Consider the following 20,905-nt stretch of genomic DNA (forward strand, 5'->3'; position numbering starts at 1 on the left):
CGCTCCCTTATTCCGGCAGCCCTGCCTTGCGCAGGCCATCCACGAAGGTAGCCAGATTCTCCGTCCGGTGAATGGGAAGCCAATCCCCGACCTTGGAGAGACGCAGCCCGGGGTCGAGCCGGCGTACATCAGCCATTGCGCGCTGTGCCTCCGCAATCCGCCCCGCCAGCGCATGGCTGGCCGCAAGGACGGCGATGGCCAGCAGAAAGCTCGGCAGGTCCCGGAACGCTTTCTCGGCCCACGCCGTTGCGGCATCGTGGCGCCCGGCAAAGAGGTGCGCGACCGCCATGCCGGCCTGCATGCGATACAGTTCCGGGTCGAGCGGGCTGAGGCGCATGGCGTGCTCAAGGTGTTCGATGGCTGCCTCGGTCTGGCCATCCCATAGCCGGAGGAAGCCGCCAAGGAAGCGCGCTGTCGCGAGGTTGGGGTTGAGCACGAGCGCCTTGTCCAGCAATGCGATGCCGCCGTGGAGGTCGCCGCCGAGGTAGCCCAGCGCATGACCGCTCCTGGCCAGCGCCACGGCGTCTCCCTTGTCCAGGTCCACTGCCCGCCGGGCCAGCCGCACGCCCTCGGCCAACTCCTGCGCGACATCGCCCATCCAGCCGTTGGCCTTGCGCCAGCAATAACACCAGGCGGCCACCGCATAGGCAGAGGCGAAGTCCGGATCGATCTCTGTCGCCTTGTGCAGGCAGTGCAGCGCCTGGTCGATGGTCGCCCGGGTTCCCTGGTGCAGCTCGGCCACGCCGCGCAGGTAGTAATCGTAGGCGTCGAGGCTTTCGGTCGGCTTGTGCCTCGCACGTTCGATTTCCGCCCGCTCGAGCTGCGGCGCGATCGCGCCGGCCACGCTCTCGGTGATCTGGTCCTGCAGTTCGAAGATGTCGTCGAGCACGCCCTCGAAGCGGCTCGCCCAGTGGTGCGCACCGGTGGCCGCGTCGATCAGCTGGCCGGTGATGCGCACGCGGTTTTGCGCCGTGCGCCAGCTGCCTTCCAGCACATACCGGACACCCAATTCGCGGCCGACCTGCTTCACGTCAACGGTACGGCCCTTGTAGGTAAAGCTCGAGTTGCGGGCGACGACGAACAGCCAGCGGTTCTGCGACAGTGCCGCGATGATGTCTTCCACCACGCCGTCGGCCAGGTAGTCTTGCGCCGGGTCCCCGCTCAGGTTCACGAAGGGCAGGACGGCAATCGACGGTTTTGCAGGCAGGGCAGGGGCAGGGACCTGGACTGCTTGGGCGGAGTCGATTCCGGAAGTGCCGGCATCGTCCGGCGATTTGACCTCGCCGATGAAACGAAACCCCTTGCGCGCAACTGTCTGGATCAGACGCTGCTGCTGGCCGCTGTCGCCGATGGCCTTGCGCACGGCATTGATGTGGCTGGCCAGCGTCGATTCCGAAACGACCCGGCCAGACCAGATCGCATCGACCAGTTCGTCCCTGCTGACGACGCGCTCGCGCCGCTGCACCAGGTAGACCAGCAGGTCGAAGACCTGGGGCGCGGTGGCAACGACCTGGGATGCCCGGACGAGTTGCCGCCGGTCCAGATCGAGCACGCAGTCGTCAAACAGGAATGGCATTCTCGGCTCCCGGTCCCGTACTCAAGAAATTCCCAAGGCAAATTCAATGAAAACCCAAGGCATAGCCAAAGCGTCCTGCGCGGCCGGGAAGGATACTGCAGCCATCGATCGAGGCAGCAAAGACGGTCGACATTGAATCGAGGAGCGGATCATGAAAATTGTCGTTATTGGCGGAAGCGGCCTTATCGGGTCGAACATTGTAAACCGGCTACGTCTGAACGGGCACGAGACAGTTGCGGCGTCGCCCGGCACGGGCGTCAACACCATCACCGGCGAGGGCCTGGCCGAAGCGCTGGCCGGGGCGCAGGTCGTGGTCGACGTGGCAAACTCGCCTTCCTTCGAAGACCGCGCCGTCCTGGAATTCTTCGAAACCTCCGGACGCAACCTCCTGGCCGCCGAGGCTGAAGCCGGCGTGGAGCACCATCTCGCGCTGTCCATCGTTGGCACCGATCGCCTTCCGGACAACGGTTACTTCCGGGCAAAGCTCGCTCAGGAAGCGCTGATCAAGGCATCGAAGATTCCCTACACCATCCTGCGTGCGACCCAGTTCTACGAGTTTATCGAAGGCATCGTCAACGCGGGCGACGATGGCAGCGGCACGATTCGCCTTTCGCCCGCACTGATTCAGCCCATTGCAGCGGATGACGTCTCTGCCGTGCTGGCCGACCTCGCCGTCGGTGCGCCGCTAAACGGCACCGTCGAGGTGGGCGGCCCCGACCGTTTCCCGCTCGACGAACTCGGACGCAAGTTCCTCGCGGCGCGCAGCGACAAGAGGGAAGTGATCGCCGATGTGCATGCACGCTACTTCGGCAGCGAGCTCGATGACCGCTCTCTCGTCACCGGTGATGGGGCGCGCATCGGCCCGACACGTTTCCATAACTGGCTCAGCCGCGTGCTGGCGCGAGGATAAGGCGATGTCACGACGGGTGCTTTCACCACTCCGGCGGCGCGCAGGCGTAGCGCTGTGCGCGTTTGCGCTGGCCGGCTGCGCGGCCGGGCCCGATTTCGTGAAGCCGGAAAGCGGGCTTCACGAAGCGGCGCTGGCGCCGAGGCAAGACTACGACGGCGTTGCCCCGGCTTCCGCCGCCGCGGTTCCCCCGCAGTGGTGGCTGTTGCTCAACGATGCATTGCTCGCCGAACTGCAATCGCGCGCACAGGCTCAAAGCCTCGACTTGCAAATGGCGTCCGAACGCATCGAGCAAAGCCGGGCGCAACTGGGCATCACGTCCTCGGAGCAGCTGCCCAGCGTCGCGGCGAGCGCGAGCTACGCACGCGAGGCGCTCAGCGAACATGGAAAGTTTGCCGCCCTGGGCGCGCCATCCCGCCCCAGCGATTTCTGGCAGCTCGGCTTCGATGCCAGCTGGGAGGTCGACCTGTGGGGCCGGGCGCGTCGCGCACGCGAGGGCGCCGCGTCGTCGCTGGAGGCCACGGTCTATGACCGCGAAGCGTCGCGTGTGGCGCTGTCGGCCGAGTTGGCCCGCACCTATCTGCAGTTGCGCGGTACGCAGGCGCAACTGGACACCGCGCGGCAGAACCAGGCGATCGCCGAACGCACCCTCGGTCTGGCCGAAAGCCGCGAGCGCAACGGTGTCGCGACGCGCTTCGAAACCGCTTCCGCGCAGGCGCAGCTGGCCACGATCAAGGCCACGGTGCCTGAGCTGACCCAGCGCCGCAACAGTCTGATGAATGCGCTTGCCTTGCTGCTGGGCGAACAGCCGCGCGCACTCGATGCGCAACTGCGTGAAGCCATGCCCCTCCCTTCGCTGCCGGCGGCCGTACCGGTCGGCGTCCCTTCCGAACTGGCACGCAGGCGCCCCGACATCCTGCGCGCCGAAGCGCAGCTCCATGCCGCCACCGCCGCCATCGGCGTGGCCAAGGCCGATTTCTACCCGCGTGTCGGCCTGCGCGGGCGGATCGGCGTGGAAGCCTTCGAAAGCGGCGATCTCGCGAGCTGGGACTCGCGCTTCTTTTCCGTCGGTCCCACCGTGTACCTCCCGATCTTCCAGGGCGGCCGGCTGACGCAGCGCCTGGCCCTGAACGAATCACGGCAAAAGGCCGCCGCCATCGCTTACCGGCAAACAGTGCTGCGGGCCTGGCATGAAGTGGACAACGCGCTGGATGCCTGGGCGGCCCAGCAGCGCCAGCACGCCGAACTATCGGTTTCCTACGCGCAGAACAAGCAGGCCCTGCATGCCGCCGAGCGCGGCTACCAGGAAGGCGCTGCGGACTACCTGAGTGTTTTGACCGCGCAGCGCAACCTGCTTGCCAGCCAGACCAGCCTCAATGCCAGCGCAACCAACGCCACGCTTACCCTGGTCAATCTGTACAAAGCCTTGGGCGGCGGCTGGGAGCCGGATGCCGTCACAGCACCGGCGGCACTTTCGAGGAATGGAAAATGAGCAAGCGCCCCTTGGCAGGACTGCTCGGCATTTTCCTCGCCGCCATGATGGCGGGGTTGAACAACCGCGTCGGCGCATTGGCGCTGGCCGACGTACGCGGCGCGCTCGGCTTCGGCCTCGACGATGCCTCATGGCTCGTCACAGCCTACAGCGCCGGGGAATTGATCGCGATGCCGTTTTCGGCGTGGTTTGCGATCACGCTCTCGGTCCGCCGCTTCGAACTGTGGATGCTCGGCACGTGTACCGGGCTGGCGGTGATCCTGCCCTTCCTCCACAACCTGGACCTTCTGCTGGCCCTGCGTTTCGTGCAAGGCGTTGCGGGCGGCACCATGATCCCCTTGCTGATGATGGCGGCGCTGAAATTCCTGCCGCCGCCCGTGCGGCTGCACGGGCTGGCGCTGTATGCGATGACCGCGACCTTCGCGCCGAATCTCTCCCTCTGGCTGGCCGGCCACTGGACGGACGGACTGTTCGACTGGCGCTGGGTGTACTGGCAAAGCGTGCCCCTCGCCATCGCCGCCGGCGTGCTGATGGGGTGGGGACTGCCGCGCGAGCCGGTCCAGACCGGGCGCTTCCGGGAAGCCAATTGGTTCGGCATGGCCTGCGGCGTACCGGCCCTCGGCCTGATTGCCATTGCGCTCGACCAGGGCACGCGGCTGGACTGGTTCCATTCCCCTTTGATCACGCTATCCCTGGCGGCCGGGCTTGCGCTGCTGGCCGTCTACCTGCTCACCGAGTGGTACCACCCGTCGCCGTTCATCAAGTTGCAGATCCTCGGGCGCCGCAACCTGGCGCTGGGTTTCATCCTGTTTGTCTGCCTGCTGGTGGTGCTGATGTCCGGCTCGCTGCTGCCGGCCAGCGCCCTCGGGCCGCTCCAGGGTTACCGCCCCCGGCAGATGGCGCCGATCGGCCTCACCGTCGCCTTGCCGCAACTCGTCCTGGGGCCTGTGGTGGCACTGCTGCTGTACCAGCGCTGGGCCGATGCGCGCATTGTTCTCGCCTCGGGGCTGTCCTTGATCGCACTCGCCTGTCTTTCCGGCGCGCAGCTGACCGCCGAATGGAACCGCGACCAGTTCATCGTGGTGCAAGCGCTGCACGCCCTTGGCCAGCCGATGGCGGTGGTAGCGATGCTGTTCCTCGCCACCAGCGTCGTGCAGCCGCATGAAGGGCCCTATGTGTCCGGCACGGTCAACACGCTGCGCGCCTTCGGGTCGCTGCTTGGCGCCGCGGTAGTCGGGCAGCTCATGACGCTGCGCTCGCGCTTCCATGCAGAAATGCTGCTGGACCATGCCGCCCGGGCAGGCAATGCCCTTCCGGTTCTGCCCGAGCCATCCCAACTGACGGGCATCGTCGGCCAGCAGGCGCTGGTGCTCTCGGTCGCCGACGCCTATCGCGTGCTCGGCATCCTGGCACTGCTCTTGATTCCGCTCGCGCTGCGCCTTGCCTACGTTCCGGCGCCCGCGTCATCTCTTTCATCTTCCTCACAGGGATAACCCATCATGGCATTACCAAAGCAAGCCAAGATCATCAGCGCCGTGCTGCTGCTCGCCGTGGCGGCAGGCGGCGTTCTCTATCTCGACCGCCCTGAATCCAGCGCATCGGCCCAGTCCACCGACGATGCCTACGTGCAGGCCGACTTCACCACCATCGCGCCACAGGTGTCGGGAACGGTTGACAGGGTACTGGTCGCAGATAACCAGCAGGTGAAGGCGGGCGATCTGCTCGCCACCATCGACGACCGCGATTTCGTCGTCGCCGTGAACGCGGCGAAAGCCCAGGTGGCCAGTGCCCGGGCCGGTATCGCCAGCCTGGAAGCGCAACTGATCCGGCAGGACACCGCAATCCGGCAGGCGCAAGCCGCAGTTGCCGCGGACGAGGCGGGACTGACGCTGGCCAGGGCCAATCACGCGCGCTACCGCAACCTGGCCGGCGACGGGTCGGGAACGCTGCAAGCCTTGCAGCAGGCCGAGGCGCAGCTGAGCATCCTGCTGGCGAGCAGGGAGAAAAACCAGGCCGGCCTGCAGGCGGCGCGCCATCAAGTAAACATCCTGCGAGCGGACCTCGAAAAAGCCCGGGCGGCCCTCGAACAGGCGCAAGCTGCGCAGGCAAGCGCGGAACTGAAGCTTTCCTATACCCGCATCACCGCGCCGGCGGGCGGCATGGTCGGACAGAAATCGGTTCGTGCCGGCGCCTACGTCAACGCCGGGAAACCCTTGCTGGTGATCGTTCCGCTCGATGCGGTCTACATCTCGGCCAACTTCCGGGAGACGCAACTGGCGCGCGTCGAGAAGGGGCAGGCCGTGGATATCAAGGTGGATGCCTTGCCCGGTGAAGCGCTGAAGGGAACGGTCGATAGCCTGGCGCCGGCCAGCGGAGTGAGCTTCTCAAGCATTGCGCCACACAATGCCACGGGCAATTTCACCAAGATCGTCCAGCGCCTGCCTGTGCGCATTCGCATCGATCCCGGCCAGCCGGCCGCCGCGAAACTGCGCGTGGGCATGTCCGTCACACCGACGATCCGCACCGGCCAATGAGGTAGATATGGAGATGACAGTGAAACGGAGGCCGTCATGAACCCAATGGGAGCGAAGCTGTTTCCGCATGAGCTGCAAGCCCTCCTGGATGCCCTGCACAGGGATCTGCGGATGGAGATGTCGCGCGCGGAAGCGGATGCCGAGTGGGCGTCCTACCACTACCGCAACGTCCGTCTCAACGTGCGCCTGATCGAACTGCTTGCGCCGGGGACGGCGCTCCACGAAGTGCACGCAGGACCGGTTCCGTAAGAGTGGGCGCCATCAAAAAAGGCCGGAAGTCTCCTCCGGCCTTTCTTGTTTACGCTGCGTTCTTGCGTCGGCGCAGGAAGGCAAGTCCGGAGATGCCCAGGCCCAGAAGGGCCATGCTGCCCGGCTCGGGAACATCGACCGGGTCGGGGCGGCCGTTTTCCAGGTTGTACCAGCGAGGACCGTTGTTGCTCAGCTGGGTGCCGGGCACCAGCGAAGCGAATGCCACCTCACCCGGGTTGACCGAGCTCAGGCCATCGCCGAAGCCTGCCGACGTCGTGCTCGGATCGGTGATTTCGCCGTAGAAGAAACCGATCTGTCCCTCGCCGGGGCCGATCAGCGACTGGTCGGAACGGATCACCAGCTGGAACAGGCTGCGCACCGAGTAGTTCTGCGAATAGTGGCCGACCCGGTCCCAGGTGGCGATGATCTGACCGGGAGTGGAGGTGTTCACGAACACATTGGAAATGTCGTCGCCGCGCGAATCCAGGTCGGTGTACGAGCCCGCGATCATCGGTGCAACCGTCTGGGTATTGAGGGGATTGGTGGTGTAGTTGGTCGCCCCGTTGCCGAAGGTGACGTAGCCGTTCGATCCCACGTACAGCCCGGTGTACGTAGTCCCGAAGAAGTTGATGCTATGGCCTGCGCCAAAGCTCCACACGCCGGAATAGCAGTCATCGCAGTCGCTGGGTTGGCCGGGATTCGATCCGGCATTCGTTCCGTAACTGTTCGTATACAAGGCCGCCTGGCTGCTTGCCGCCGCGAACGCGAGCGATGCTGCGGCAAGGACTTTCATCAATTTCTTCACACTGAACTCCTGTTGGATTTGGATTTGGTTTGGGTTGAACAGGACGCGATTCCTTACGCCGGCCGGCACCAGCCGGATGGCAGCCCCCTCCCGGGGCGGAATGCAGATCCCGCGGAGCCCGGAAACCGATCGGTTCCGGCGCCGCAGGAGGAACAGCAAAGCTTGTGCCTGAATGAAAAAGGCCGCCGAATCAATGACTTGGGACAAATGGAATTATCCACTGTCAAGTTTTTCGACGGCAACGCGGGGTGTGCGGCGCCGAAGAACAAGGTCAGTTTCGCCGGGCACCGTAGGCCGGTGGTATGCCTCCGGACTGTTCACCGCACTCGTTCGGATCATACGGCCGGTAGTTCCGCATGGCCTCGCACAGGTTGCGGGCAGCCCTCTGCTCGGGCCCGGGAACATCGAATCCCAGGCTGGAGCAAGCGGGCAGCATGATCGTCACGATCACAATGGCGAGGCTTTTCATTCCGATCTCCTTCCACTCACATGGTGGAGCAGAAGGCCGGCGCCCGCTGCGTCTTTTGGACCGAGACTGCTTCAGGATTGCGCGAACTCAAACCTTCTTGCGCGGGATGAACAAGCATGAAATCCGGGAGCGTGAAGGGGATATGCGACAGGAGCAGCATGCCATGACAACCTATGCCGTACAAAGACACTTGACCGGGATCTCGATGGAACAACTGTCAGCAGCGCAACAGGCAGCAATAAGAGCCAGTGCAGAGTCATCGGAAAGAGGCACGCCGGTTACCTACATCCGCAGCAACTTCTACCCGGCCGACCAGCGCTGTACTTGCTTGTTTGACGGCCCCAGCAAGGAGGCGGTCGAGGACGTGAACAAGGCGGCATCCTTGCCTTTCGATTGCGTCGAAGAGGTGCTGGACCTTCCGCCAACCCAGCACTAAGCACTTCGCCAAGCCACAGCCCGCCCGCGGGCGGGCTGACTGCCTTTCTCGGGCAACGATCTAGCTGACAAAAAAGACCGCATTGGTCGTCACAGCGCCGGTAAAGCATTCCGCGGTCACGCGCACCGTGTAGGAGAAACTTCCGGGAGACCTGCCGACGATTCCGGAAATCTGCCCGGTGCTCGGGTTGAGCGACAGCCCGCCCGGCAGCGAGCCGCCGATCAGGTCGAATCGGAGTATCGCGTTATCCAAGCCGTTGCCTGACGTCACGTCAATCATCGGGAAGACGCTGACAGGCGCCCCGACAGGAGCCGAACGATTCGGGTAGAAAACCTTCTCGACGGGGAGCGGCGGGTGTGTCTCGCATGCGGCCGGCGCTGCATCGCCGCTTCCGCCACAACCCGCCAGAATGATCGCTGCCAGCACGCCGGCCAGCACGATACCAAGTCTGCTTGCGCAAGCTCCGCGGGTCTTGTCTCCCACTTCAATCGCAATCATTTCCCGGCTCCTGCGCTGAACGTCACTTCACTGTAGACCTTCCCTGCGCGGGAAGGTCCCGTCAGGCCGCTTCTTTCCTCACCTTCGTGCGCTGGTTGGACAGATAGACGTTGTCCTGCTCGATGGCCCGGCCTTCCTTCATCGCGGCAATCCAGTTTTTAGTGCTCGTGACAGCCGCAAAGCTGGAATGAAAAACCGTGGAGAAGACCCGGTGGATTTCTTCGGCGCTCGCCTTGCCCGCCGCGTTTTCGTAGGGCAACGAGCCCGTGGCGTCGTCCAGCACCTCCACCTTGATGCCCGCGTGGGAGGCATGATAGATCGTCGCCGCATCGCAGTTGTGCGTCATGTAGCCGACGACGGTGAGCGTGTCGATGCCTTTTGCCGCAAGCCACTGCGCAAGGTCCGTTCCGGTAAAAGAACTGGCCATTGACTTGACGATGTGATGGTCGGCCGGCCGCCTGGCGATTTCCGGATGAAGCTGCCACCCGTGCGAACCTCTGACGAAGATCGGTGCGCCTTCAGGCGTCTCGTGCTGGACAACGATGACCGGAACCCCGGCGGCGGATGCCTCGTCCATGGCCAAAACGATATTGCCGAGAGAGAGCGTTGTCGGCGGATATTCGATCTGGAAGTTGCCGGTGAAATATTCGTTCTGAACGTCGATGACAAGCAGTGCGCGCCGAGGTGAAGCCGGCATAGTGTTCTCCTGATTGAAAGTTGAGGGCAGGGCGGGAAAGATGCGCCCGGTGAACGGAATTGTCGGGCAGTTCCGGTCGCGGCAACAGTGGCCCGGAGGCCGTTATCCGATATAATCGGGCCATGCCACCTTCAAATCCGCTCGCCAGGAAGATCAAGATTGCCGTCATCGCATTCGACGGGATTACGCCATTTCATCTGTCGGTCCCGTCACTGGTGTTCGGCAACGTTGCTGCCAACGGCGAAACCCCCGGATTCGACGTTCAGGTGTGCTCTGTCGACAAGGGCACGATCCGCACGTCGGCCGGCTTTGGCATTGTGGTCGACAACGATCTTCGGGCACTGAAGACGGCTGACATCGTGATCATGCCGTCGTGGTACGAAGACTGCCGTGCCGCGCCTCCTGCCCTGCTCGATGCGCTGCGCCGTGCCTACAAGCGCGGAGTGCGCGTGGTTGGCTTGTGCCTGGGATCCTTCCCCTTGGCCGAGGCCGGCCTGCTGGACGGCAGGACCGCCACCACACACTGGGAAGCGGCAGACCGGATGGCACAACGTTTTCCCGAAGTGAAGGTCGACCGGGACGTGCTGTACGTGGCGGATGAAGACGTGCTGACCTCCGCGGGGGTGGCCGCCGGCCTCGACTGTTGTCTGCAACTGCTGCGCGAAACCTGTGGCGCCGAGATGGCCAATCGCGTGGCAAGACGGCTTGTCATTGCCCCGCATCGCCAGGGCGGGCAGGCGCAGTTCATTGAACGGCCGGTCCCGGTATCGCACAGCGATAACCGCTTTTCTCAAGTGCTTGAATGGGTCACCGGGCACCTGGAGAAGGAGCACAGTATCGATTCGCTCGCCGAACGCGCCGCCATGAGCCGGCGCAATTTCACGCGCCACTTCCGGCAGGCGACCGGCACGTCGTTCAAGCAGTGGTTGTTGAGCCAGCGGCTGGCACATGCACAACGGATGCTGGAAAGCGGCGACGCGTCCATCGAGGTGGTGGCGATGGAAGCCGGGTTCGGAACCTCACTCTCGCTGCGGCAGCATTTCCGCTCCGCCTTTCGAACATCCCCCTCCGCCTACCGGGCCTTGTTCCGGGACAGCCTGGCCGCCGAAGCCCGACCCTGAGGGCTCAAGTCTGCTCGAGGAAGCGCTTGACCTCGGCATTGACCACGTCCGGATGCGTGATCGGCCCCATGTGCCCAAGATCCTCGAACGCCACCGCCTGCACCTTCGGCAGTGCGGGAATCAGGATGTCTGCAACCGCGTGCGCCGAGGCCGTCGAACGCTTGCCCACCATGTACAGGACCGGCACATCGATCCGCCGGAATGCCTCAATGCCCGCAGGTTCCGTGAGCAGCGCATGCGCCCATCGCCGTACATTAACCACTGACTCCGCGATCGGCGGCTTGCGCTGCGCAGGCATGTTTGCCCAGGTACCGGCGCCCATCCAGTAGTCGATAAACGCTTGCGCGGCCTGCTGCGTATCGCCGGCATCGAGAAAAGCGGCAGCAGCCTGGACGGTATTGCGAATGCCATCCGCCCCGTTGGGAGGTGGATGCGATGCATCGACGAGTGCAAACAGGGTAGGCTCGTACAGCGCCATCGCACGGACTCGGGACGGGAGCATGAGAGCGGCCTTGAGTGCCACGGCGGCGCCATAGGAATGGCCGACCAGCGTGACCGGCGACTGCGACCGGGTCAATAGCGGCTCGATGAGGGTGACCTCATCCTCAAGAGAGATGAAGCGGTCGGACCGCCAGTCCGGACTTTTGCCCGCACCATAAGAATCGGGCGCCAGGACATGGTACTCAGATGCGAGGAGATCCATCATCGCGCGCCACTGGCTGGAACTGCTGGCGTTGGAGTGGATGCAGACGACCGGCGCGCCGGAGCCGGATTCGCGGACAAAAGGCAAGGGAGGGTTCATGGGCACTCCACCGGGTACGTGTACGTCGATCTGGATATGCGCAGGGGCATGCCGATTTCCACTGATAACATGAAGCCCTGGAAACGCACCGCCCTGGCTCGAACCATATCGCATCCAGTATAGGTGCGCACCGGCGCGGACAGAAGCAGGAGCGACGAAAATGACGATCACAATCAGAACCGAACAGCCGGCCGACATCGACGCGATTTTCGAATTGACCAGACTTGCCTTTCTGTCCGCGGCGCACACCAGCCATACGGAGCAATTTATCGTCAATGCGCTGCGCCGCAGCGGGCATCTTGCGCTGTCCCTGGTTGCCGTGGAGGAGCAAAGGCTGGTGGGACACGTCGCCTTTTCACCGGTGACGGTGTCGAGCGGCGACACGAGCTGGTACGGCGTCGGCCCGCTTTCGGTGTTGCCGGAGCGGCAGCGACAAGGAATCGGCAGCCGCTTGATGCAAGAGGGCATGGCGATGCTGATCACTGGCGGCGCGCGGGGATGCGTGCTGCTTGGCGACCCGGCCTATTATTCGCGTCTGGGCTTTTCCCCCTGCAAGGGCTTGGTGCTGCCAGGGGTGCCGCCCGAATACTTCCTGTGCAAAAGCTTCGGCGGCGCTCTGCCGGAAGGCGAGGTCGCGTACGCTCCGGCTTTCGGGGCAACCGTCTAATTCGCACGCGACTTGTTCCGGCACTTCCCCCTGTTGCCGGTGTCATCCGTAAGCATCCCCTTCCAAGGAGGCTTCGATGCGTAAACTGAACATTAACGGCAAGGAAGTCCAGCTCGATGTGCCGGACGACATGCCCTTGCTCTGGGCGCTGCGCGATATCGCGGGTTTGACCGGCACCAAGTTCGGCTGCGGTATCGCCGCCTGCGGCGCGTGCACGGTGCATGTGGATGGCAAGGCGGTGCGTTCCTGCGTTACGCCTGTCGCCGCAGTGGCCGGCAAGAATGTCACCACCATCGAGGCGGTCGAACACGATCCGGTCGGCCGGCGGGTACAGCATGCCTGGCAGCAGATCGACGTCGTGCAGTGCGGCTACTGCCAGTCAGGCCAGATCATGGCCGCCACCGCATTGCTCAAGGAGACGCCGCGTCCGAGCGACCAGCAGATCGATGCCGCGATGGCCGGCAACATCTGCCGCTGCGGGACCTACGCGCGCATTCGCGCCGCCATCCACCAGGCGGCCGCCAACGGCAGCAAGGAGCCGTCATGAGAATCGATCTACCGGAAGACCGCGAGGCGGCAAGTGAACCGGAACAAGCGTCCCGGCGCCAGTTCCTTCGGACCGGCACGGCGCTGGGGGCAGGACTGATCATCGGCATGCACCTGCCCACGCGGGCGCAGGAACGCAGCCGTAACGAGAAACCGCCGGAGGCGGCCGTCGGACAGGCCGCATCGACGGTGGCCGGGCGCGAACCCGGCCTTGCGCACAATGCCTTCATCCGCATCGACCGCGACGGCCTGGTGACGCTCATCATGCACAAGGTGGAGATGGGACAGGGTACGTTCACCTCCATTCCCATGCTGATCGCCGAGGAACTGGAAGTCGACCTCTCCAGGGTCAGGCTGGAGCAGGCGCCGGCGAATAACCAGCTCTATGCGGACCCGCTGCTTGGCGGGCAGGTGACGGGCGGCTCCACCTCTGTTCGCGGCGCCTTCGAGCCGTTGCGCAAGGCAGGCGCCAAAGCGCGGGTGGTGCTTATTACCGCTGCGGCCAGACAGTGGAATGTCGATCCGGCTACATGCATAGCCGAAAACGGCACGGTGCGCCACCCGCCGTCCGGCCGGGCCCTTGGATATGGCGACCTGGTCGAGAGCGCTGCCGCGCTGCCCATGCCGGACAACGTTCCGCTCAAGCCGGCGTCCCGGTTCAAGCTGATCGGCCGCCCGGTCAAGCGGCTCGATACCGCCGAAAAGATCAACGGTAAGGCCCTGTTCGGCATCGACGTGCGGCTGCCCGACATGCTGGTGGCGACAGTGGCGGCGAGCCCGGTCGTCGGGGGACGGCTGAAGTCGTATGACGCGCGCAAGGCCATGGCCGTCAAAGGCGTGCGCCAAGTGCTGCGCATCGAGAATGCCGTGGCGGTGGTGGGCGACCATTTCTGGGCGGCGCGGCAAGGCCTGATGGCCGTATCGCCGGTGTGGGAAGACGGCAAGAACGGCAAGGCCACCACACGGAGCGTCGTGTCCGAAATGGCAGCGGCAGCGGCGCGCAAGCCGGGTGCTGTCGCGCGCAACGACGGGGACGCCAACGCAAAAATCCGGACGGCAGCCCGCAAGCTCGCCGTCACCTATGAAGTGCCGTTTCTTGCGCATGCCACCATGGAACCGATGAACTGCACGGTCAAGGTGCAGGACGACGGTTGCGAAATCTGGGCCGGCACGCAGGTCCCGACGATTGCGCAGGGCGCGGCCGCCAAGCTTACCGGCCTGCCGGTCGAAAAAGTGCAGGTCCACAATTTCTATATCGGCGGCGGCTTCGGACGCCGGCTGGAGGCGGATTATGTCGAGCAGGCGGTCCGGTTCGCCAGGCAGATGAAGGGGCGCTCCATCAAGTTCATCTGGACGCGCGAGGAAGACATCCGGCACGACATGTACCGCCCCTACTACCACGACAGGATCGCCGCCGCCCTCGACGAGCAGGGCAGGCCGGTCGCCTGGTCGCACAAGGTCACCGGGTCGTCGATCATGGCGAGGTTCGCGCCGTCGGCAATAAAGGACGGGGTCGACCCGGACGCGGTGGAAGGCGCGAAGGACATGCCCTACGACATCGGGAATGTGCGCGTCGAATACCTGCGGCATGAGCCGCCGCTTCCGACCGCGTTCTGGCGCGGGGTCGGGCCGACGCACAACATCTTTGTCGTTGAAAGCTTCATCGACGAACTGGCCGCGGCAGCCAAAGCCGATCCGGTCGCCTATCGCGGCGAATTGCTCGGCAAGTCGCTGCGCCTCAAGGCTGTGCTGGAGCTGGCGGCGGAGAAGGCAGGCTGGCAGGCGCCGTTGCAGTCCGTCCCCGGACGGAAGACCGGCCGGGGCGTCTCGGCGCAGTTCGCCTTCGGCAGTTATCTCGCGCAGGTCATGGAAGTGTCGGTCGGACCGGAAGGCGATGTGCAGGTCCATCGCGTGGTATGTGCGGTGGATTGCGGGCAGGTCGTCAACCCGGATACCGTCGTGGCGCAGATCGAAAGCGGCGTGAACTTCGCGATTCCCGCCACACTGTGGAGCGAAATCACACTTGACAAGGGGCGCGTCCAGCAAAGCAACTTCAACGACTATCGGGTGCTGCGCATCAACGAGGCGCCGCGTATCGAGGTGCATATCGTCAAGAGCAACGACGCCCCGGGCGGCATCGGCGAACCCGGAACGTCCGCGGCAGCGCCGGCGCTTGTCAATGCCGTTTTTGCGGCGACGGGAAAGCGGATCAGGAAACTGCCGATCGGCGACCAACTGAAGGGGACGACGTAGGCTTATGCACGCGCTTCTTCGAGCAAGCAGTCGCGGCATTCCGGCGCACTCGGGCTCGTCGGCGGGGTGACCTTGATTTCGGGGGCGGTGTATTCGTAGATGAGCGGTGGGTTTCGCTGCGCTCTACCCACCCTACCGTCCTTTATAAGGAACCGACCCGCCACAGCCCATAAAGAACCGTAGGGTGGGTAGAGCGCAGCGAAACCCGCCACATCCCACGGACCCGGTGTGCTAGGCTCGCGTCTGCATAGACCCGGACGCAGGTCTGCTTTTCACCGAGGAATCTCTTGTCAACCGCCGAAGCCACACCATTGAACAACGCCTCCCCTGTACTGTCCGAGCGCGACCAGCGCGGCAACATCATCCGGCTCACCCTGGCGCAGGCGCTGGCCGGCGCGAATTCGGTGGTGGTCTACGCCACCGGCGCGATCGTCGGCCACGTGCTGGCACCGGACAAGACGCTGGCGACCTTGCCGATCTCGATTTTCGTGGTGGGCATGGCGGCCTGCATTCTCCCCGCGGGCGTCATCGCCCGGCGTCATGGGCGGCGCGCGGCCTTCCTCGCCGGCACCGGCTGCGGCGTGCTGGTCGGCTTGCTCGCAGCAGCTGCGGTCGTGCTCGGCTCCTTCTGGCTGTTCTGCCTCGCCACCTTCTTTGGCGGAGCGTATGCGGCCGTGGTGCTTTCGTTCCGCTTTGCCGCCGCCGACGGCGTCGACGCGCCGCGGCGTGCACGTGCGCTTTCGTTCGTGATGGGGGGAGGGGTGCTGGCCGGCGTCATCGGGCCGCAACTGGTTACGTACACCATGCACCTTTGGCCGCCGCACATGTTCGCAGCGACGTTCCTTGTGCAAGCAGCGGTGTCGGCCATGTCGGCCGTCGTGCTGCTGGGTGTCCGCCTGCCGATGCCGAGCGCGGAAGAGGTTGCCGGCGGGCGCCCGATCGGAACCATCGCGCGCCAGCCGCTTTTCATCACCGCCGTGACCTGCGGCGCGGTGTCTTACATGCTCATGAACTTCTTGATGACGGCGGCGCCGCTGGCGATGAAGCTCTGCGGGCATTCGCAGGAAAGCGCCAATCTGGGCCTGCAATGGCATGTCATCGCCATGTACGCGCCGAGCTTCTTTACTGGCAGGCTGATTGCGCGCTTCGGGGCCGGACGCATGGTGGCGGCGGGATTGCTGCTCACCGGCATCTCCGCGGTAGTGGGACTGAACGGTACCGACATTGCCCATTTCTGGCTCACCCTGGTTCTGCTCGGTCTCGGCTGGAACTTCGGCTTTGTCGGCGCTTCCGCAATGGTGCTGGAGTGCCATCGCCCCGAGGAAAAGACGCAAGTGCAGTCACTCAACGACTTTATCGTCTTCGGTACGATGGCGGTCGGTTCATTTGCCTCGGGCGGCCTGCTTGCCGCGTACGACTGGGATACGGTCCTGTGGGTGTCGTTCGTCCCCCTTGTCATGGCCGTGGCCGCGCTGGCGCTGGCTGCCGTGACCAGGGAACGGGCCGCCGCCTACGGCAAGCAGTAATGACGCAGGCATCGCGTTGAACGGGGAGGGCAGCACATTGGTGCCGGTAAGAAGTGCGGCCGCCCCTGCCAATGTGAGCCAGCAAAGTGACAACTTATGCGGGAAGGTGTCACTGACCGCTTTTGGCCCGGTTGCTGTCATCTCAGTTCAGAGATGAACAGTACTCGACAGCCGTTTCCACCGCCGGCGCAAGTACCCACATGTGTCGAAAGTTGTCAAAATATTGCGAATCTAAATGAGAAGGATTATCATTCACATGATTTAGGTCAAGCCAGCCATCTGTCTCCAATTGCGTCGAATGTTCGACGAGCACAGACCCGCCAGCCAGTTCTGTCGCTCGTTTTTCCCATTCGATCTCATTTGGAGTCTTCAATTGGCACACATCCGAAGCCGTAAACACGCAACAACCATTTCCCCCTTGCTCAGCCAGTCGCTGGTCGCGCTGGCTGCCCTCGCGACGCCCTTGGCTGGCCAGGCAGAGCAGAAGGGGCCTGCCGAACATTCACTGCCTGAAGTGAAAGTGAAATCCGCCGCGCAGGTGCCCTTCAAGGCAGATGCGGTGTCGTCGCCCAAGCTCACGCAACCGCTGGTCGATACCCCGCAAACAATCTCCGTGATCAAGAAGGAGATCATTCAGGAGCAGGGTGTGACTACGCTGGTCGAGGCGCTGCGCAACACGCCCGGCATCACTCTGCAGCTCGGCGAGAACGGCAACACTTCGGTCGGCGACACCTTCCAGATGCGCGGCTTTGCCACCGATACCTCGATCTTCGTGGACGGCATCCGCGACCTCAGTGCAATCACCCGCGATACGTTCAACATCGAGCAGGTCGAAGTGGTGAAGGGCCCCGCGGGTGCGGACATTGGCCGCGGTGCCGCGTCCGGCTACATCAACCTGGTGTCGAAACTGCCGGCGGCGGACAATTTCACGGACGGTTCAGTCAGCATCAATGATGCAGGCAACTCCCGCGTGACCGCCGACCTGAACCGCAAGCTCGGAGAGACCAGTGCGTTTCGTGTGAACGTGATGGGACAGGGCGGCGACGTCGCCGGCCGCGACGTGGTCGAGAACAAGAGCATCGGCATCGCGCCCTCGCTGGCCTTCGGCCTCGGCACGCCGACGCGTTTCTATCTGTATTCCCAGCACATCCGCCAGGACAATGTGCCGGACGGCGGCGTGCCGACCATCGGCCTGCGGGGCTTTTTCAATGCCGATGCGCGCCTGCGCGCCGGCGCTCGCGTCAACGAAGAAAACTTCTACGGCAGCACCGACGACGATGAAAAGATCCACACCGACATGGTGACGGCGAAGATCGAGCACGATCTCGGCCAGGGCATGGTGCTGCGGAACATCTCGCGCTACGGCAAGGCGACTGTGGACCGTGTGCTGACCGGCGTCAATGCACCGGCTGCGCCATCGGCCGATCCGGCGACATGGACCGTGGCGCGCACCCGCCAGCGCGTCGACCGTGAAAACGAGATTCTCGCCAACCAGACCAACCTGACGGCGGAATTTGCCACCGGCGGCATCAAGCACGCGCTGTCGACCGGCCTCGAACTGATGTACGAGAAGCAGTCGCTGCCGACCTTCCCCGCGCCTGATGCCGCCACCATTACGCCGGCGAACCTGTACAACCCGAATCCGAATGTCCGCCTGCCGATTCCGGCCCCTAACGGCGCTTTCACCAACGGCCATACCAGCACTGTCGCCCTGTATGCGTTCGACACCCTCAAGCTGACCGACCGCTGGCAGCTGAACGGCGGCCTGCGTTTCGAGCGATACAACACCGAAACCAATGCCGCCACCCAGACAGGCACAACGCTGGTGCCGTCTTCCCTGAAGAAATCGGACAACCTGCTGAGCTGGAAGATCGGGGCGCTGTTCAAGCCTGCCGCCAACGGCAGCATTTATGCCGCCTTGGCCAATTCGTTCACGCCGCCGGGCGCCTCCAACTTTGCACTGAGCGCCACCACGACCGGGAGCACCGCCGTCAATAACCCGTCCCTGGATCCGCAGAAGACCACCAACATGGAAATCGGCACCAAGTGGGATCTGCTGCAGAAGCGACTGGCACTGACGGCGGCGGTGTACCGGACCGACCACAAGAACGAGATTGCCCAGATCGACCCGTTGACCAATACCTTCGCCCAGTTCGGCAAGCGCCGCGTCGAAGGTGTGGAGCTTGGCGTAGTCGGCCAGATCACGCCGGCCTGGCAGCTCTCGGCCGGTATCGCGTCCATGGATACCAAGGTGCTCGAAGGCGCAACCGGCAACAACTCCGCCGGCGCTGCGTCGCGCTGGTCGCCCGACCTGACGGCCACCCTGTGGAGCAGCTACAAACTGACCGGCAAGTGGACCGTGGGCGGCGGTGCGCGCTACGTCTCTGAACAGAAGCGCGTCGTGGACCCGAGCTTGAATGCGGCCAGCCAGAACATGCCGCGCATTCCGTCCTACTGGGTGGCGGACGCGATGGTCAGCTACCAGGCCACGAAGAACGTGTCGCTGCAGTGGAACGTGGCCAACCTGTTCGACAAGGACTACGTCAGCACGCTGAACAACAGCGGAGCACGCTATACGCCCGGAGCTCCCCGCACCGTGCTGCTGACCGCGAACATGATGTACTGAGCACGGGAGCCAACCAAGCCAATCCCTTCCCCTGCAAGCGGGGGAAGGGATTTTTCCTATTTTCCTATCCTGTTCGGCAGCCGAACAAATACAGAGAAAGGCGCACAAGCATGATGCTGCATATTCCGGGAGTGCTGACGCGCGAGCAGGTCAGCGAGATGAGACAGGCACTCGACGCGGAGGCGTGGACGGATGGCCTCGATACGGCCGGCGCACAGGCCGTCCAGAGCAAACGCAACCTGCAACTGCCGCCCGCATCGCCGCTAAGCCAGCGCCTCGGGCAGATCGTCGCCGACGCGCTGAGCAGGCAGGCGCTGTTTGTCTCCGCGGCGCTGCCGCATCGCATCCTGCCGCCGATGTTCAACCGCTACGAAGGGGGAGGACATTACGGCAACCATGTGGACGGCGCGGTGCATCGTCATCCGCTGTCGGGCGAACAGGTGCGGACCGATGTGTCGACCACGGTGTTCCTGTCCGATCCGGATGAATACGACGGCGGCGAACTGGTCGTTGAGGATGTGTATGGCACGCACGAAGTGAAACTGCCAGCGGGCGATGCCATCGTCTATCCGGCCACCAGCCTGCATCGCGTCGAACCGGTGACACGGGGGGCGCGCGTTGCCTCGTTCCTGTGGACGCAAAGCATGGTCAAGGACGACTGGCGGCGCAGCATGTTGTTCGATCTCGACATGGCGATCATGAACCTGCGCCGCCAGCTAGGCGACACCCGGGAGATCGTGTCGCTGACCAGCCACTATCACAACCTGCTGCGCCAGTGGGCAGACCTATGAACGGGGCGCTTCGCCCATCTGGCTCTGCTGGTAGTTCTGCAAGCCCACGAGCCCGATCAGGCGCAGCTGCTGCTCCAGCCAGTAGGCGTGGTCCATCTCGGTATCTTCCAGCTGCCTGACGAGCATGTCGCGCGTCACGTAATCCCTGGCCGCTTCGCAGGCGGCAATGGCCTTCTTCAGATCACCGACGACCTGGTATTCCACATCCAGGTCCGCCTGCAGCATTTCCGGAACCGTATTGCCCACCTTCAGGGGATGCCGCTTGCTCAGGTCGGGCACGCCGCCGAGGAAAAGAATGCGCTGGATCAGCAGGCGCGCATGTTCGCGCTCGTGCTCGGATTCATGCAGGCTGTGCTCGGCCAGGTGCGCAAAGCCGAAGTCGGCGTACATCTCGCCGTGGATCAGGTACTGGTCGACGGCGGTCAGTTCGCCGGCAAGCAGGCCGTTCAGGATGTCAATGATTGCCGTATCGCCTTTCATGGCGGCTCCTGTTGAATTCATGCAAGCCCGAAGGGTGGCATGCGGCAGGAGCACGGTCAAGCCGCGCCATGCATTTTGTTAGCGATTCTCATTCTGCATGGCGCGCGGTAACAGGCTCTACCTGATCTTCCGGTTGCCGTAGGCGTTCAGGAACATGCTGCCGGCGACCACCAGCAACACCACGATCTGGGCAAGCACCGTCTGCATCGACGGATAAATGCCGAGCAGGTCGACGCTGGGCAGGTCCAGCGGCGTCACGTCGAGCATGCCCGCCTCCTGCAGCGCCGCCACGCCCTTGCCCATCAACACCACGGCCAGCACCGCGATCAGTGCGGAGCTGACCGCAAAGAACTGACCGATAGGAAGGCGCGCCGAGGTACGCAGCATGACGAATGCGATGACCGCGAGGATCACGATGCCAACGCCGAGC

At 64.1% G+C, this 20,905-nt stretch carries 19 protein-coding genes and 1 pseudogene; 13 read left to right on the plus strand and 7 right to left on the minus strand.

Features of this window, described 5'->3' with window-relative positions; genetic code table 11:
• Positions 1-7: 7 nt before the first annotated feature.
• A complete protein-coding gene (locus tag VFF99_RS02755; protein WP_325014775.1) occupies positions 8-1,576 on the minus strand; it encodes a winged helix-turn-helix domain-containing tetratricopeptide repeat protein in 1,569 nt (522 codons plus the stop codon).
• A 151-nt stretch (positions 1,577-1,727) separates the two neighbouring features.
• Between VFF99_RS02755 and VFF99_RS02760 the strand changes: the two genes are divergently transcribed.
• Genes VFF99_RS02760 through VFF99_RS02780 form a run of 5 tightly spaced genes read left to right on the plus strand, consistent with a single transcriptional unit; the run spans position 1,728 to position 6,758 of the window.
• Positions 1,728-2,486 carry an SDR family oxidoreductase gene (locus VFF99_RS02760; protein WP_325014777.1) on the plus strand — a complete coding sequence of 253 codons (759 nt, stop codon included), beginning with the start codon at positions 1,728-1,730 and terminating at the stop codon, positions 2,484-2,486.
• A 4-nt stretch (positions 2,487-2,490) separates the two neighbouring features.
• Positions 2,491-3,975 (plus strand): efflux transporter outer membrane subunit, encoded by a 1,485-nt coding sequence (locus VFF99_RS02765; RefSeq protein ID WP_325014779.1) that lies wholly within the window; start codon positions 2,491-2,493, stop codon positions 3,973-3,975.
• Positions 3,972-5,468, plus strand: coding sequence for an MFS transporter (locus VFF99_RS02770; RefSeq protein WP_325014781.1), 1,497 nt, complete (start codon positions 3,972-3,974; stop codon positions 5,466-5,468). The genes VFF99_RS02765 and VFF99_RS02770 overlap by 4 nt, the downstream gene beginning before the upstream one ends.
• A 6-nt stretch (positions 5,469-5,474) precedes the next feature.
• Positions 5,475-6,509, plus strand: a complete 1,035-nt coding sequence (locus VFF99_RS02775) for an HlyD family secretion protein (protein WP_325014783.1) — start codon at positions 5,475-5,477, stop codon at positions 6,507-6,509.
• A gap of 36 nt (positions 6,510-6,545) precedes the next feature.
• Positions 6,546-6,758, plus strand: a complete 213-nt coding sequence (locus VFF99_RS02780) for a hypothetical protein (RefSeq protein ID WP_325014785.1) — start codon at positions 6,546-6,548, stop codon at positions 6,756-6,758.
• A 49-nt stretch (positions 6,759-6,807) separates the two neighbouring features.
• On the opposite strand, the gene VFF99_RS02785 is transcribed toward VFF99_RS02780, so the two are convergent.
• Positions 6,808-7,551, minus strand: coding sequence for a nidogen-like domain-containing protein (locus VFF99_RS02785; protein WP_325014787.1), 744 nt, complete (start codon positions 7,549-7,551; stop codon positions 6,808-6,810).
• A 446-nt stretch (positions 7,552-7,997) separates the two neighbouring features.
• Between VFF99_RS02785 and VFF99_RS02790 the strand changes: the two genes are divergently transcribed.
• The gene (locus VFF99_RS02790; protein ID WP_325014789.1) at positions 7,998-8,468 is read left to right on the plus strand and encodes a nickel-binding protein; all 471 of its coding nucleotides are present in this window, start codon (positions 7,998-8,000) and stop codon (positions 8,466-8,468) included.
• A 60-nt stretch (positions 8,469-8,528) separates the two neighbouring features.
• Here VFF99_RS02790 and VFF99_RS02795 read toward each other — a convergent pair whose 3' ends face one another.
• Positions 8,529-8,966 carry an Ig domain-containing protein gene (locus tag VFF99_RS02795; RefSeq protein ID WP_325014791.1) on the minus strand — a complete coding sequence of 146 codons (438 nt, stop codon included), beginning with the start codon at positions 8,964-8,966 and terminating at the stop codon, positions 8,529-8,531.
• A gap of 61 nt (positions 8,967-9,027) precedes the next feature.
• Positions 9,028-9,663 (minus strand): cysteine hydrolase family protein, encoded by a 636-nt coding sequence (locus VFF99_RS02800; protein ID WP_325014793.1) that lies wholly within the window; start codon positions 9,661-9,663, stop codon positions 9,028-9,030.
• A 152-nt stretch (positions 9,664-9,815) separates the two neighbouring features.
• Between VFF99_RS02800 and VFF99_RS02805 the strand changes: the two genes are divergently transcribed.
• Positions 9,816-10,784, plus strand: a complete 969-nt coding sequence (locus tag VFF99_RS02805; RefSeq protein WP_414691494.1) for a GlxA family transcriptional regulator — start codon at positions 9,816-9,818, stop codon at positions 10,782-10,784.
• 4 nt (positions 10,785-10,788) lie between these two features.
• Here VFF99_RS02805 and VFF99_RS02810 read toward each other — a convergent pair whose 3' ends face one another.
• On the minus strand, positions 10,789-11,586 hold the full coding sequence (locus VFF99_RS02810; RefSeq protein WP_325014798.1) for an alpha/beta hydrolase: 798 nt from the start codon (positions 11,584-11,586) through the stop codon (positions 10,789-10,791).
• Between the two features lie 160 nt (positions 11,587-11,746).
• Here VFF99_RS02810 and VFF99_RS02815 point away from each other — a divergent pair, with 160 nt between their 5' ends.
• The 6 genes from VFF99_RS02815 (at position 11,747) to VFF99_RS02840 (ending at position 19,995) form a co-directional block, all read left to right on the plus strand.
• Complete coding sequence (locus VFF99_RS02815; protein WP_325014799.1) at positions 11,747-12,253, plus strand: N-acetyltransferase; 507 nt, start codon at positions 11,747-11,749, stop codon at positions 12,251-12,253.
• Positions 12,254-12,329: 76 nt separating this feature from the next.
• Positions 12,330-12,800 carry a (2Fe-2S)-binding protein gene (locus VFF99_RS02820; protein WP_325014801.1) on the plus strand — a complete coding sequence of 157 codons (471 nt, stop codon included), beginning with the start codon at positions 12,330-12,332 and terminating at the stop codon, positions 12,798-12,800.
• The gene (locus tag VFF99_RS02825; RefSeq protein WP_325014803.1) at positions 12,797-15,052 is read left to right on the plus strand and encodes a xanthine dehydrogenase family protein molybdopterin-binding subunit; all 2,256 of its coding nucleotides are present in this window, start codon (positions 12,797-12,799) and stop codon (positions 15,050-15,052) included. The genes VFF99_RS02820 and VFF99_RS02825 overlap by 4 nt, the downstream gene beginning before the upstream one ends.
• A gap of 287 nt (positions 15,053-15,339) precedes the next feature.
• Positions 15,340-16,578, plus strand: coding sequence for an MFS transporter (locus VFF99_RS02830; protein WP_325014805.1), 1,239 nt, complete (start codon positions 15,340-15,342; stop codon positions 16,576-16,578).
• A 373-nt stretch (positions 16,579-16,951) separates the two neighbouring features.
• Positions 16,952-19,204 carry a catecholate siderophore receptor Fiu gene (locus VFF99_RS02835; RefSeq protein WP_325014807.1) on the plus strand — a complete coding sequence of 751 codons (2,253 nt, stop codon included), beginning with the start codon at positions 16,952-16,954 and terminating at the stop codon, positions 19,202-19,204.
• A gap of 110 nt (positions 19,205-19,314) precedes the next feature.
• Positions 19,315-19,995: a Fe2+-dependent dioxygenase gene (locus tag VFF99_RS02840; RefSeq protein WP_325014809.1), complete on the plus strand. Its 681-nt coding sequence runs from the start codon at positions 19,315-19,317 to the stop codon at positions 19,993-19,995.
• On the opposite strand, the gene bfr is transcribed toward VFF99_RS02840, so the two are convergent.
• The gene (bfr, locus tag VFF99_RS02845) at positions 19,990-20,475 is read right to left on the minus strand and encodes a bacterioferritin (RefSeq protein ID WP_325014811.1); all 486 of its coding nucleotides are present in this window, start codon (positions 20,473-20,475) and stop codon (positions 19,990-19,992) included. The two genes, VFF99_RS02840 and bfr, sit on opposite strands and share 6 nt — an antisense overlap.
• A gap of 117 nt (positions 20,476-20,592) precedes the next feature.
• Positions 20,593-20,905: pseudogene (locus VFF99_RS02850) on the minus strand (iron permease); the annotation flags it as partial.

The sequence above is a fragment of the Noviherbaspirillum sp. genome (assembly GCF_035654295.1).
Lineage (GTDB): Bacteria > Pseudomonadota > Gammaproteobacteria > Burkholderiales > Burkholderiaceae_D > Noviherbaspirillum.

Bases quoted from the DNA above. Each gene is read 5' to 3' on its own strand.
- VFF99_RS02755 (WP_325014775.1), bottom strand. From the start codon at position 1,576: ATGCCATTCCTGTTTGACGACTGCGTGCTCGATCTGGACCGGCGGCAA.
- VFF99_RS02760 (WP_325014777.1), top strand. From the start codon at position 1,728: ATGAAAATTGTCGTTATTGGCGGAAGCGGCCTTATCGGGTCGAACATT.
- VFF99_RS02765 (WP_325014779.1), top strand. From the start codon at position 2,491: ATGTCACGACGGGTGCTTTCACCACTCCGGCGGCGCGCAGGCGTAGCG.
- VFF99_RS02770 (WP_325014781.1), top strand. From the start codon at position 3,972: ATGAGCAAGCGCCCCTTGGCAGGACTGCTCGGCATTTTCCTCGCCGCC.
- VFF99_RS02775 (WP_325014783.1), top strand. From the start codon at position 5,475: ATGGCATTACCAAAGCAAGCCAAGATCATCAGCGCCGTGCTGCTGCTC.
- VFF99_RS02780 (WP_325014785.1), top strand. From the start codon at position 6,546: ATGAACCCAATGGGAGCGAAGCTGTTTCCGCATGAGCTGCAAGCCCTC.
- VFF99_RS02785 (WP_325014787.1), bottom strand. From the start codon at position 7,551: ATGAAAGTCCTTGCCGCAGCATCGCTCGCGTTCGCGGCGGCAAGCAGC.
- VFF99_RS02790 (WP_325014789.1), top strand. From the start codon at position 7,998: ATGATCGTCACGATCACAATGGCGAGGCTTTTCATTCCGATCTCCTTC.
- VFF99_RS02795 (WP_325014791.1), bottom strand. From the start codon at position 8,966: ATGATTGCGATTGAAGTGGGAGACAAGACCCGCGGAGCTTGCGCAAGC.
- VFF99_RS02800 (WP_325014793.1), bottom strand. From the start codon at position 9,663: ATGCCGGCTTCACCTCGGCGCGCACTGCTTGTCATCGACGTTCAGAAC.
- VFF99_RS02810 (WP_325014798.1), bottom strand. From the start codon at position 11,586: ATGAACCCTCCCTTGCCTTTTGTCCGCGAATCCGGCTCCGGCGCGCCG.
- VFF99_RS02815 (WP_325014799.1), top strand. From the start codon at position 11,747: ATGACGATCACAATCAGAACCGAACAGCCGGCCGACATCGACGCGATT.
- VFF99_RS02820 (WP_325014801.1), top strand. From the start codon at position 12,330: ATGCGTAAACTGAACATTAACGGCAAGGAAGTCCAGCTCGATGTGCCG.
- VFF99_RS02825 (WP_325014803.1), top strand. From the start codon at position 12,797: ATGAGAATCGATCTACCGGAAGACCGCGAGGCGGCAAGTGAACCGGAA.
- VFF99_RS02840 (WP_325014809.1), top strand. From the start codon at position 19,315: ATGATGCTGCATATTCCGGGAGTGCTGACGCGCGAGCAGGTCAGCGAG.
- bfr (WP_325014811.1), bottom strand. From the start codon at position 20,475: ATGAAAGGCGATACGGCAATCATTGACATCCTGAACGGCCTGCTTGCC.